The sequence below is a fragment of the Haloarcula sp. CBA1129 genome, from assembly GCF_008729015.1.
In the GTDB taxonomy this organism is placed as follows: Archaea; Halobacteriota; Halobacteria; order Halobacteriales; family Haloarculaceae; genus Haloarcula.
On sequence record NZ_RKSM01000001.1, the window covers coordinates 484,994 to 497,261 of the forward strand.

General features: G+C 59.6%; 9 protein-coding genes and 1 pseudogene. 5 read left to right on the forward strand and 5 right to left on the reverse strand.

Features of this window, described 5'->3' with window-relative positions:
- Positions 1–86: 86 nt before the first annotated feature.
- Positions 87–818: pseudogene (locus tag Har1129_RS20835) on the forward strand (IS6 family transposase).
- 801 nt (positions 819–1,619) lie between these two features.
- Complete coding sequence (locus Har1129_RS21125) at positions 1,620–1,742, forward strand: hypothetical protein (RefSeq protein ID WP_255518326.1); 123 nt, start codon at positions 1,620–1,622, stop codon at positions 1,740–1,742.
- Between the two features lie 349 nt (positions 1,743–2,091).
- Here Har1129_RS21125 and Har1129_RS02410 read toward each other — a convergent pair whose 3' ends face one another.
- Genes Har1129_RS02410 through Har1129_RS02420 form a run of 3 tightly spaced genes read right to left on the reverse strand, consistent with a single transcriptional unit; the run spans position 2,092 to position 5,707 of the window.
- Positions 2,092–2,517: a hypothetical protein gene (locus tag Har1129_RS02410; RefSeq protein WP_151099204.1), complete on the reverse strand. Its 426-nt coding sequence runs from the start codon at positions 2,515–2,517 to the stop codon at positions 2,092–2,094.
- 56 nt (positions 2,518–2,573) lie between these two features.
- Complete coding sequence (locus tag Har1129_RS02415; RefSeq protein WP_151099205.1) at positions 2,574–4,496, reverse strand: HAMP domain-containing protein; 1,923 nt, start codon at positions 4,494–4,496, stop codon at positions 2,574–2,576.
- A 2-nt stretch (positions 4,497–4,498) separates the two neighbouring features.
- Positions 4,499–5,707 carry an ABC transporter substrate-binding protein gene (locus Har1129_RS02420; protein ID WP_151102070.1) on the reverse strand — a complete coding sequence of 403 codons (1,209 nt, stop codon included), beginning with the start codon at positions 5,705–5,707 and terminating at the stop codon, positions 4,499–4,501.
- A 329-nt stretch (positions 5,708–6,036) separates the two neighbouring features.
- Between Har1129_RS02420 and kdgK1 the strand changes: the two genes are divergently transcribed.
- The 3 genes from kdgK1 to Har1129_RS02435 all read left to right on the forward strand — a co-directional run bounded on the left by kdgK1 (position 6,037) and on the right by Har1129_RS02435 (position 9,911).
- On the forward strand, positions 6,037–6,996 hold the full coding sequence (gene kdgK1 / locus Har1129_RS02425) for a bifunctional 2-dehydro-3-deoxygluconokinase/2-dehydro-3-deoxygalactonokinase (protein ID WP_151099206.1): 960 nt from the start codon (positions 6,037–6,039) through the stop codon (positions 6,994–6,996).
- 100 nt (positions 6,997–7,096) lie between these two features.
- Positions 7,097–8,887: a pyruvate kinase gene (gene pyk, locus Har1129_RS02430; RefSeq protein WP_151099207.1), complete on the forward strand. Its 1,791-nt coding sequence runs from the start codon at positions 7,097–7,099 to the stop codon at positions 8,885–8,887.
- 52 nt (positions 8,888–8,939) lie between these two features.
- Positions 8,940–9,911 (forward strand): ROK family protein, encoded by a 972-nt coding sequence (locus tag Har1129_RS02435; RefSeq protein ID WP_151099208.1) that lies wholly within the window; start codon positions 8,940–8,942, stop codon positions 9,909–9,911.
- Positions 9,912–9,940: 29 nt separating this feature from the next.
- On the opposite strand, the gene Har1129_RS02440 is transcribed toward Har1129_RS02435, so the two are convergent.
- Both Har1129_RS02440 and Har1129_RS02445 read right to left on the reverse strand, forming a co-directional pair.
- The gene (locus Har1129_RS02440; protein ID WP_151099209.1) at positions 9,941–11,116 is read right to left on the reverse strand and encodes a Cdc6/Cdc18 family protein; all 1,176 of its coding nucleotides are present in this window, start codon (positions 11,114–11,116) and stop codon (positions 9,941–9,943) included.
- Positions 11,117–11,175: 59 nt separating this feature from the next.
- The gene (locus Har1129_RS02445; protein WP_151099210.1) at positions 11,176–12,267 is read right to left on the reverse strand and encodes a hypothetical protein; all 1,092 of its coding nucleotides are present in this window, start codon (positions 12,265–12,267) and stop codon (positions 11,176–11,178) included.
- Between the last annotated feature and the right edge of the window lies 1 nt (position 12,268).

Here is a 12,268-nt window from a genome sequence, read left to right on the forward strand (position 1 = left end):
GTGTCAAACGAGGGATGAGATAGTCTGACAGTCACTGTCTAGTTGACCGAGTTTGAGAAACGAGTCGGTCGTAGCGAGAAGTGTCCATGCCACTCGCAGACCTCCTCAGCGAGACGTTAGATGGGGACAGCCAAGACGTTGGGTGAACGAGCGCACCCCGACACCTGTCCAGCGATTTGGGGCGTGTCTCCATTCTGCGGGGCTGTCGATCAGGGAGACGCTGACAATCTTAGACCCGCTGGATGTCGAACGCTCTCATGGTGCGGTTTGGAACTGGGTTCATACGTTGTCTGAAGCACAGAATGACCTGTCGACGGCGCAGTCGCCTCGGGCCGTGGTTGACGAGAAACAAACCGAGGTAGATGGCGAAAAGAAGTGGCTGTATGCCGCCGTCGACGCTGAGTCGAAGCTGTTGCTATATGTTGACGTGTTCAGCCGCCGCGGGACTGACTCCGCGGGGTTAACGAGAGCGATGCTCTCGTTCGCACATCAAAAATCTTCGATTTCTGAGGACGGCGTTCCTACATCGGCTCACTCAGAAACACGATGTCGTCGATTCAGTGCTTCTCGTTGATGCTGGCGGCTATCTGACTGCCCTCTCTCGCCACGATTTGAGCGGTCGACTTGACTCTCGAATCCGGAACCACATCGAAAAGTGGTTCCAGACTGTGAGCATGTGAATCGACCGCTTTCACTCCTTTTGGAGGCAGTCAATCCAGCTCGAAACATGGCTACAACGCTTCAAACACCACCATAACCACGAACGACCGAACCAAGCCCTTGACGGAAAAACGCCAGCTGAGGAGATCAAGAACTAGACAGTGCCGTCTGACAGTTCTGTGTACTGCTGTTCCCAAATAGTCGGTCCGTCCTCCGCAGGTTACATACCAGCATCTGCGACTTCTTCACCGTTGGGTGCGTGCCACTTCTGGTACATGCCCAGTGGCGCGATCACCAGACAGGGCTGTCGCCGGCATCCTGACTTACTTGTCCACTTCTCGGTTGATTCTCGCCACAGACCCACCGTAGCCAACCGAATAGGATGCTAGAAACGGTGCTCTCCGGTTCTGACCCAGACTGCAGTCGCCATAGCTGCTGAAGCTGGGATTCTGTCACAGTACCAGCCCTGACACTCCTTGCTGTTCCGACACACAACTGCAAATCGCTTCGTTTGGCGCTATGAGCGAAATCACCGCCTCCTTTGGGTGAACGACGATGGTCTAGTCTCTCTGTGACTCGGTTGTGAAACACGGACAGCCGTTTGAAGCCTCTTATCGGGTGTTCCATCACGATTCTCGGGAAGCCGGTAGAGCCCCAGTACGATTCAGGCGATTTGTGTCTTGATGGCCGCTTGGCCCTGTACGCTGGTCTAGCTGGGTGGACTGCACGGACTTCTACCCCGTGGTTCAGTTCATCGTACCGCCTGCAAACAGATTGTGGCCCTTCCGGGCCTGTCACTCGCTTATGTACGTGCCACTGTGCCGATATGAGACGAATTCAGCATAGACCACAAGCGCCACAGAATGCTGAGTCCAAAACCATACTACATTAGCGTGTCCAGACTGAAGCTAGCGACATGCGTCCTCGACGACACGCAGCCTCTCAGGCGGGTGGGCCCGATGGCTAACGACGCACTCGTCCTTCTGTTCATGATTGCGATCGTACTCGTGGTGATGGGTGTCACCCTTGTCGGCGGGTTCTACTTGGTCAAATACCTCGTCGAGCGTACGTTCAATTCGTAATCTCGGATCTCCCAGAGAGAGTTGACTGGCTGAAATTTGCGTGACTACTTCAGCTATACATTACTTGAAGTAATCTCTACACTTCATCCGTAGTGGCTCGCTTGGAGCGTATAAACTGTATATCGATATATAGAATTCGTGTTGGGCTCTTTATTCGGATCTGGGATCAGGTACCCATACGCCAGACTGTAGACAGCCAAAAACGTCTGCGCCGGGCTATCCATCTCGTAGCAACGACAGTCTCTGCCAGCGGGCTCCTCGGACGTCAGCGCCGGGCCACCGTGGAAACAATAGCTGCCATCAGAAACGGCCCTGTAGAGGAGACGATTCGTTGTCCGGTTCCACGCTGTCAGTCCTGATCTCCTCCGGTCGCCACTCCCAGAATCGTCGTCTCGGCGTCGAAATATGTCGGAGCATCGGTCTCGATTTCGAACTCCAGAACGGTCTCAAGGTCACCGGAGCCCTCGGCAAGTCGCTCGGCAAGATCCGTATATCCCGCAGCGAGCGTCCGGTATTCGTCGATTGCCGCCTGTTTCGCCTGCGCTCGCTCCTGCTTGGCCTCGACCTCGGCGATAGTAGTTTCCGCATCACCGTCCGGGCGCTCGGAACTCTCGGTTACTGTCGCACGAGCGTTGGCAGTGTCTTGTTCGATCTCGTCGAGCAAATCGGAGAGCTCCGCGCTGCGCTGGTCCAGATGACCGGCAAGAATCGCAGCTTGGGTTCGACAGTACTCGGCGAGTTCAGCCCGTGAGATATCGCCCACGTCGTCGCTCATTGAACGCGATACGTCGCCAGCGCGAAAATCGGTTTCGGTGAACGCAGCGAAGCGAGCTACTCTTCTTCCTCTTCGCCGAGACTCTGTGACGGACCGCCCGAGAAAACGAACTCGTGCTCGGCTTCGGTTTCGAAGCGATTCAGGATGTCACCGAGTGGCTTCGCGTAGCGTTTGAGCTGCTCGGCCCGCGACGACACTTCGTTGAGCTCTGCGGCCTGCTCTTCGGCCGCCCCAGCGACGGTCTGGGTTTCGGCCATCATCTGGTCACTCGTTTCGGCGGCCGACTGTAGCGTCGTCGCTACCGTCCGGAACCGTTCAAGCGAGTCACCAAGCTCGATATCCGGATTATTGGCTTCCAGTTCTTCGAGCGTGTCCACGAGGGCATCGAGGTCTTCCGAGATAGTCGCAAGACGATCCTTCTGGTCGTAGGCGTCGTCGGAGATCTTCTGTGTCGATTCGGCGACCTGTTCGGATGCGTCACGGACGGACTCCGCACTGGACAGGACGACGTCCCCGGATTCCGCGACTTCGTCGGCGAAGCTATTGAGTTGGCCGATCGTCTTTTCGAGTTCGTCAACCATGCCGTTGAATTCGCTGGCGATACGGTCCATCGACTCGTTCTCGCCATCGGTCGCCATTCGCTCGGTGAGGTTTCCAGCGGCTGTTTCCTCCATCACGTCGGAGAATTCTTCGGCCTTCTTTTGCAGGTATTTGTTGACTTCGAGGGCTTCGGCGCGGGAAACTTCTGCCTCTTTCTGTGCACGCTCGGCCTCGTTGATCTGCTGTTTGAGCGCGTCACGCATGTCAGCGAACCCGCTGTACAGACGGCCGATGTTGTCGATACGGCTGGTGGTGATCTCGACATCGAGGTTCCCCTGTCGCATCTGGTCCGTTTTTCGGGTCAGGCGGTCAATCGATGTCGCCGTGTTATACCCGAGTATCGCACCGACACCCGCGATGAGTAACACCATCAGTGCCGTGCCGATGAGTCCGTACTGCTGGACGTTCTGGACGAAGCCAAAGACCGCGGAGTTGGGCGCGTGCACGAGGACGACCCAGTCCGTCCCCTGTATTGGTGCATAGCCGACCGTGTAGCGCTCACTGAGCACGTCGGCCGCCGGCATGTCAGCGGTGACACCGGATTGCTGCTCCGACGACCGGAGGTCGTTCGCCTCGCTGATCGGTCCGGTGGCACGGCTGTTCTCGCTGTACGGCTGCAGCATATTCTCACCGACACCGCGGCTCCCGTCTCTGGGTTCGTCGATCATGACGACTGCCGATCCGTTGACGACCTGCGTGAATCCGCCTTCGGCCCTGTTGTTCCCCTGAAGCGAGTTCGCGATTTCGTCAAGCGAGTATTCGATGAGGATGTACCGGTTCTGCGAGGCATCGACAGGACTGACGAAGCCGACGACTGGGCCGGAGTTCGTCTGGTACACATCGGAGACGACGACATCGCTTGCCGCTTCGAAGTTCGCACCGGTAAACCAAGCCCTGCTCGTCGATTCCAGCGCTGAGCTAGTCAGCACCTGCGAGTTAGACGTGCTAGCGATGACTTGCGACTGGCTGGCACTCTGTTCGATCAGATGGATGTCGGCAGCATCTGCGGACAAGGCGGCTTTCCGATTGTTGAGCTCGATATCAATATCGTCTGTCTCACTACTAGCCCAGACGTCGTCAGAAGAGACGAACTGGGTTGATAGCCGGTTTCGGTCAACCCACTGTGACAAGATGTCCGCTTCCTGTGCGGCGGCGTTTTCGTAGTCACTCAGAACTTGCTGTTCCGTGTAGTTCCTGACCTGTTCAGTTGCGGCAAGGCCGATGAGCCCAACCGACAGCGCCATGATGAAGAGGACAATCCCGAATTTGAGTGCGAAGTTTCGCCGTATAACGTCCGGAACGACTGTCGCTAAAATCCCACCGGAGGCGTTCGAATCGGTCTCTGAACTGTCTGGTATCTGTGTATTTCCTGAACTCATAATTAGTTCCCTCCAAGCGAGCAGTTAGCCGCTGGGCCGCTGTCGCACGCGTACTGTACATCCGCTGGTTCCCCAACTAGGCCGTAGTAGGTGCCATAGGACTGCTGTACCTCTGGCTTTCCTTTCACAACTGGCACTCGGCGCATCGCCTGATGATCGCAAGCCCGGAGCGTCTGCGGTCCGAGCCCGGCGTCGTACTCATGTCCTTCGAGTTCTCCGATGACATCGAGCGGATTGAACGTTCCTGCCCGCTCGACTGCGCTGGCGTATTGAAGCGTTTGGGTATATGCAATATGCGCCGACCCCGATGGAATCGCCGATTTCGAGGACCCCGTCGTACTGCCGTACTCCTCACGGAACGCCTCTCGGAAGGTGTCAGACAGTGGCGAGTTGATTGCCGGGCTCCAAGCGACGGTTCCGATAACACCGTCGATTGCACCGCCTGCAGCCTGAGCAACTTCTATCGAGGCCGACGGAAGGACGATATTTGACTCGGGGAACTTCTCACGGAACGCTCTGAGTGCGTTTACTGCGTCAAGACCACGGAGTCCAAGCACAATTACGTCGAAGTCGACGGACTCGATATCTGCCGCATACTGGGAGTAGTCGCTTGTCCCGACCTGTGAACTGGTGTCCCAAACAGGTGCCCAACCGAGTTTCCCGAGGACGGCATCCATATCATCCCGAAGCGACTGTCCCCAGTTGTTGTCCTGGAAAAATTTGACGTACTCGACGTCGTCTCCGTACGCCTCGCTGAGGGCCGGGGCCAGCGCCTCGGCCGCCATGTGGCTGTTGAACATCTCGCGGAAGGAGTACCGGTTGCAGTCGATACCCGTCAGCGAGTTCGCGCTAGCCATCGTCGCCATATACACGACTTGGTTCTGTGCGGCCACCTCCTGAGTGGCCGCGCCAGTGTTACTGGACGTCCCTCCAGCGAGCATAATCACCTCTTCACTGTCAACAAGCCGCTGTGCGTTGCTTCGGGCGGTATCTGAATTGCCACCCGTGTCTTCGACAGCGAATTCGACATCCTTATTCAGAAGTCCGTCACCGTCCAGCGGTGAGTTGTACTTCTCGCTCATTACCCACCCCCCGCCGTTGTTAATGTGCTTGACCGCGAGTTTGAAACCTCGTAGCTCCTGCTTGCCGGCCGTTGAGTACGCCCCCGAGGAAGCGACGTTGAAACCGAACGTCACCGAATCCCCGGACACTGGATAGTTTCCAACTGGAGTTGGGGTCGGCGTCTCGTCCCCAGCTGTTACACCCTCGCTGCCACCACAGCCTGCAAGCCCGGTCAGCCCGGCCGCACCAATCGAACGGAGTAGGTTCCGCCTAAAGACCGACGGCCCACCACCATTTCTCCCTGAATCCATACTGGCGTGTGTAAATTACTATTGCACATAAACTTTTGGAGAAGACTGAACGACCAATAATTCACCACCACGAAGTACCGTTCTACCAGCCAGTAGGGAGATATTAACAGCTCCGTCAGACGACCGGTTCTCCGGGATTTATACCCAGCCAGTGAGCAACGTCGGCTATGACGGAGTTAGTTACGTTCGGTGAGACAATGTTGCGGTTATCGCCACCTGCCGACGAGCGACTGGAGACCGCAGACCAATACACCGTCAGGGCGGCTGGCGCGGAGTCAAACGTCGCAGTCGCTGCCCAACGGCTCGGACTCGATGCACTGTGGACCTCAAAACTCCCGGATTCTCCGGTCGGTCGCCGAGTTACAGGTGAACTCAAGCACCACGGCGTGTCGGTCGATGTTGCTTGGGACGACTCGGACAGCGCCCGACAGGGAACCTACTACCTCGAACAGGGAAGTCCACCGCGGGGCAACGATGTTATTTACGATCGCCAAAGCGCCAGTGTCACAACCGCCACACCGACGGAGCTTCCGACAGAAGCCATCGCAGACGCCGCGGGATTCCACACTTCGGGTATCACACCGGCACTCTCTGAGACGCTCGAATCGACCACTGCTGATCTCCTCTCGCTCGCACAGGATGCGGACACGACCACGACCTTCGACCTGAACTATCGCTCGAAGCTCTGGACACCAGCCAAAGCCCGTTCAGTGCTGACCGAGCTATTCCCGTCCGTCGACGTGCTCGTGGTCGCCGAACGCGACGCGAATGCCGTGTTGGACCGGACCGGTGACGCGGAAACGATTGCTCGGGACCTCGCGGCCGAGTACGGGTTCGAAGCGACAGTAATCACCCGTGGTAGCGACGGGGCGCTCGCGCTTGCTGACGGGACTGTAACGGAGCAATCGACGTTCGAGTCGACCGACGCGCATCCGGTCGGAACAGGCGACTCGTTTGTCGGCGGATTCCTCTCGCAGTATCTCTCCGGGGGCACCGTTGCAGACGGCCTTGCTTGGGGTGCCGCGACGGCCGCACTCAAACGGACGATTCCGGGCGATATTGCCGTCGTGTCGCCCGACGAAGTCCGCTCGATTCTCAGCGGCGACACGGAAGCGATTTCGCGGTAGCTACGGCGTCCAGCAAGCTTCTTATCCCTTCGCGGGGAACGGCAGGGTATGATTAACTATGAACGCTGTAAACTGTGGCTCCCCGGAGACGGAGGTCACAATGCGTAGCGCAAAGATCGTTTGTACCCTCGGCCCCGCGTCGGACTCGGTCGACGACATCGCGTCACTTGCAAAGGCCGGTATGTCTGTTGCCAGACTGAACGCGAGTCACGGCTCGCCGGAGCACCGCCGAGAGATGATTGATCGCATCCGTGAGGTAGACGAGGCGGTCGAGGAACCGGTCGCGGCAATGCTCGATATGCCCGGTCCGGAGGTCCGAACTGCGGAGATCGACGAACCGATTCAGCTGACAGAGGGCGCCACCATCCGGTACGTCGTCGGTGACGACGCGACGCCCGAAGAGGTCGGTCTCTCGCAGTCGATTACGGCAGTCGAACCGGGTGACCGGGTGTTGCTTGATGACGGCCGCATCGAGACGACTGTCGAGCGCGTCGAAGACGACACAGTGTTTGCGACCGTCGAGAACGGCGGCGAGCTGGCCGCCCGCAAGGGCGTCAACGTCCCCGGTGTCGAACTCGACCTGCCGACGATTACGGCAAACGACGAGCGAGAACTCGACGTGGCCGCCGAGAAGGAACCGGATTTCGTGGCCGCGTCGTTCGTCCGTGACGGCGAGGATATCTACGAGATCAGTCAGGCGCTCGAAGAGCGCGGCGTCGACATCCCGATCATCGCCAAGATCGAACGGGCCGGGGCCGTCGAGAACCTCGACTCAATCATCGACGAGGCCTACGGCGTGATGGTCGCCCGCGGCGACCTCGGCGTGGAGTGCCCGCTTGAGGACGTCCCGATCATTCAAAAGCGCATCATCCGCCGGTGTCACGAGGCCGGCGTCCCGGTCATCACAGCCACCGAGATGCTCGACTCGATGGTTCACTCGCGGCGACCGACCCGCGCGGAGGCCTCAGACGTGGCAAACGCAGTGCTCGACGGCACCGACGCGGTGATGCTCTCCGGGGAAACGGCAATCGGTGACCATCCGGCCCGCGTCGTCGAGACGATGGACCGCATCATCCGCGATGTCGAGAGTAGCGATGAGTACGCCGAGTCACGCGAACAGCGCGTGCCAAACGCCGGTGACACCCGGACGGACGCGCTCGCACGCTCCGGCCGGTTCCTCGCACGCGACATCGGAGCGTCGGCGATTGTCGCTGCCTCCGAATCCGGCTACACCGCCCTGAAATCGGCGAAGTACCGGCCGTCGATTCCCATTGTCGCGTCGACGCCGAGCGAGCGCGTCCGCCGGAAGCTCGCACTCTCATGGGGTATCACGCCGGTAACGACCGAATACACTACCGAAGGCGCCGATGCCGTCATCCAGACTGCAGTGCAGGCGGCTCTCGACACCGAGGCCGCGGACAGCGGTGACACGGTCGTCGTCCTCTCCGGGATGATGACCGAACTGGAGGGGATGAACACGGCGAACATGCTGAAAGTCCACGTTGCGGCCGAAACTGTCGCCAGCGGTCGGTCTATCGTCGATGGACTGGTAACCGGCCCTGTCCATCGGATTTCGACGGCCCCACCCCGCGAATCGCCCGGCGACCTCTCGAACGTTCCAGACGGGGCGATACTGGCAGTACCGGAAGGGTTCGACGGCGAGTTCGTCGGCGATACCAGCCGCATTGGGGGCATCATCGACGCCCACGAAGGCGTTACGAGCTACGCCGCGATTATCGCCCGCGAGCTTTCGATTCCGATGATATCGAACGCGGACCTGCCTGATGCTGTCTCTGACGGGTCGACCGTCACACTGGATTCCGAGCGCGGCGTCGTCTACGAGGAGGCCGTTGGCCGAGAAGACATCTCGGGCAGAGAGCGAGACTACTGATCGCAGTAGAATCTGTGTAGTTAAGTATCGGTGGGGCAACCCTTCGACCAGCATGGGCGCTTACGCAGGGGTCGACCTCGGAGCGACACATATTCGGGCTGTTATTGGTGACGAGACAGGTTCGATAGTCGCGTCACATAAAACTGAGACACCGCGTGGACCGGCAGGTATCGCGGTCACGGAGGCAGTCCTCGACGCGATCCGGCAGGCGTGTGACGCCGCCGATATCGCCCCCACAGACGTGGTTGCCGCTGGTATCGGGTCCTTCGGTCCGATGGATCTGGCCGAAGGTGTCGTCGAGAACCCCGCGAACCTTCCTGATACTATCGACCGGATCCCGCTGACCGGACCGGTCGAAAACCTCATCGGCAGCGAGCGGGTCTCGTTGCACAACGACGCTAACGCCGGCGTCATCGGCGAGCGGTTCTACTCGGACCGGAGCCCCGACGACATGGTGTATCTCACTATCTCCTCCGGGGTCGGCGCTGGGGTCGCTGTCGACGGGAACATCCTCTCAGGCTGGGACGGCAACGCTGGGGAAGTCGGCCACCTGACCATCGATCCACACGGCTTCATGACCTGTGGCTGTGGGCACGACGGCCACTGGGAAGCGTACTGCTCGGGCGAGAACATCCCGCGGTATGCCACACAACTGCACCGAGAAGACCCCGTCGAGACGGCGCTCCCAATCGAGACTGAAGAGTTCTCCGCGGCGGATATTTTCGAATATGCCGGTGAAGACGAGTTCGCATCCCACGTTCTCGATCAGATCTGTCACTGGAACGCTATCGGCGTCGCAAATATCGTTCACGCGTACGCGCCCCTCGTCGTCTATGTCGGCGGGGCCGTCGCACTCAACAACCCCGAGCAGGTGCTAGAACCGATCCGAGAACGGCTTGACGACATGGTGATGTCGAACATTCCAGACATCCAGTTGACGCAGTTCGGCGACGATGTCGTGGTTCGCGGCGCACTGGCGTCAGCGCTGACTGGTGGCACAGGCGATCCGTCACAGCGCGTTTGAAACGCACCGACTTGGCCGCAGAACTCGGACTACTGTTGCAGGTCGTACAGTCGCCGGAAGGCTGTCGGGGGGAACCGCGGTTCGACACGGCTCGGCGGGCGCCCCTGACCGTTGGTGGCCGTTGCCTCGACACGATTGACGACCCCGGACTCAGCCATCTCATAGAGGAACCGCTTGACGGTCCCGGGTGAGAGATCGACTGATTGTGCCGACGCAATCGCCTCTGTCGTCGCCGTTACCGAGGAGCGTTCGCTCTCCGCTAAGTCGATGAGTTCTCTGAGGACGATCTGCCGGTTCGTCGGCAGGGAGAGGACGACGCCCAACGAAACGCAGGGGTCGGGCACTTCCGCGATAGCCGCGTCGACATTGGCCTGTGTGATGCGGCCCTGCCCCCGCTCCTCGGCCAACTCTGCAGCGATAAACAGCGCGGCAAGGGCGTCGTGGGCGTTGCCGTCCGCCCAGTCCGCGATATGCCGCGCTAGGCCGTGGCCGAGTCCCTGCTGGGCCAGTCCGTTCGATGTTCTGGTCATCAACACGTCGACGAGCATCTGCCGCTGATAGCGGTCGATGCTGATCGACTCGGCGGTGTATCGAGTCAGTTCAGTTGTCGACGGGTCATCGCGACCGATAGCGAGCCAGCTGACGTTGCTCGGTAAGCCAGCAAACAGGTCAACGAGGGTTGGAGCCTGAATGCTCTCCGGTTCGCTGATGTGGTCGACTGCAATGACGATGCCCGTGCGCTGCTCTCGTACCAGCTCGTGGAGTCGTGACTTGAGCGTCTCCGTCCCGATCCCGTGTTCCGGCACCGAGTCGTCCACAAGCGAGTCCAGCACCGCATGGTAGAACGCGAACTCGCTCGCAGTTTCTCGGGCGTTCACGTAGACAAACGACGGAGAGGTCGGTGGCTGTGCACGGGTCGTCGTGTGGATGATCGCCTGTTGTTCCGTCGGAAGCTGTTCTAAATTGGCGAAAAGCGCCGTAATAACTGCGGACTTCCCTGAACCACGGGGGCCGTACACGTACGCGTTCGGCGGAAGCTGCCCATCGAACACCGGATCGAGGTGGTCGAGGAGTCGCTCAAGCACCGGACCACGGTCAGCCGGCTCCTCTATGTGGACGACCGGTGAGATTGACTCGTAATCCTGAATGAGCCGTGGCTCCCCGTTCCGGCGTTGTCGACGTTTGATTCTCGCTTCGATGTCCATGCTTGGAAATTAAATCGTTAGTATGTCTGATTGGACGAGTAAATAAAAAGGCGTGTGGCTTACGGCAGGGGGACAGCTGCAGATGTCGTGAATACTCCAGCCAGTGCCAGAATGCCAAGGATGAGGGTCGTCGTGATGATGGAGGCGGCTGGCGGGTCGAAGTGCGTGTCGGAGTGCGCATAGAAGATGCGCTGGTACACTTCACCGAGCAGTGCACCTAGGATGCCGAAGAACGCACCCAGACCGAGCGCGACCAGCACACTCGCTCCGTCTGTCATCGCCATACTAGCGACGAACGTGGCTGGGAGCGTCATGTGGTGTGTGACCGGGAACTTCTCCACGCCGAGGTTCAGGAACAGCAGACTCGCTGCTGAGATACCGAACGGCAGGAAGAGACTCCCGGTTTTGGCGAAGATGTACGCGCCAAGGATGCCGGTGATGAGTCCGAGCATTGCGACGTGTGTCCACTTGTACTGGTGTGGCAGCCACGGCTCGACAGCCGGTCGCTCGGCAGCCATGGCTCCGCCATCCGTTGCGACTTCTTCACTGCTGCTCGACCGCATTTTTCCGCTCTCGAACGGCGACATATCGAGCAGACCGCTTCCGCGGGCACGGCCGATGACCGGGTACCCAAAGACCAGACGGGCGATAACGGCCGTCAGGATGACGCCTGCTGCAGGCGGATCAATGGGAACACCGAGTCCACCGGACGTCTGCCGGATTGCCATACCTAGGACACCGAATACCCCACCGACTGCAAGGACGTCCGGTCGGGTACCAAGGGCGTAGGCGATGTCCTTTGCCGGGTGGTAGTCACCGTCGTCCGGCTCGTACATCCCGTCGTACTTCGCAGCGTACGCGGCTGCTGCCACACCACCAGCGAAGGCGACGTGTGGCCCGAACACGGGACCGAAGGCCAGTGGGCCGACAATTCCGGCACCGTACCCACCGGCGGCACCCGAGATAACGTCAGGAGAACCACCGACGAACGACTCCGAGACGACGTTGCCAGCCTCTCCGATAAGGACCATGAAGCCGGTGAAACAGAACGCTGGGAGTGCACCGATAGAGGCCCCGAATGCTCCGCCTGCAAACGCCGCGATAGCGAGGACGAGCATATCGACCGCCGTGAGTCCGAATGCGATCGCCATC

Bases quoted from the DNA above. Each gene is read 5' to 3' on its own strand.
- kdgK1 (WP_151099206.1), top strand. From the start codon at position 6,037: ATGACGGAGTTAGTTACGTTCGGTGAGACAATGTTGCGGTTATCGCCA.
- Har1129_RS02445 (WP_151099210.1), bottom strand. From the start codon at position 12,267: ATGGCGATCGCATTCGGACTCACGGCGGTCGATATGCTCGTCCTCGCT.
- pyk (WP_151099207.1), top strand. From the start codon at position 7,097: ATGCGTAGCGCAAAGATCGTTTGTACCCTCGGCCCCGCGTCGGACTCG.
- Har1129_RS02440 (WP_151099209.1), bottom strand. From the start codon at position 11,116: ATGGACATCGAAGCGAGAATCAAACGTCGACAACGCCGGAACGGGGAG.
- Har1129_RS02415 (WP_151099205.1), bottom strand. From the start codon at position 4,496: ATGAGTTCAGGAAATACACAGATACCAGACAGTTCAGAGACCGATTCG.
- Har1129_RS21125 (WP_255518326.1), top strand. From the start codon at position 1,620: ATGGCTAACGACGCACTCGTCCTTCTGTTCATGATTGCGATCGTACTC.
- Har1129_RS02435 (WP_151099208.1), top strand. From the start codon at position 8,940: ATGGGCGCTTACGCAGGGGTCGACCTCGGAGCGACACATATTCGGGCT.
- Har1129_RS02410 (WP_151099204.1), bottom strand. From the start codon at position 2,517: ATGAGCGACGACGTGGGCGATATCTCACGGGCTGAACTCGCCGAGTAC.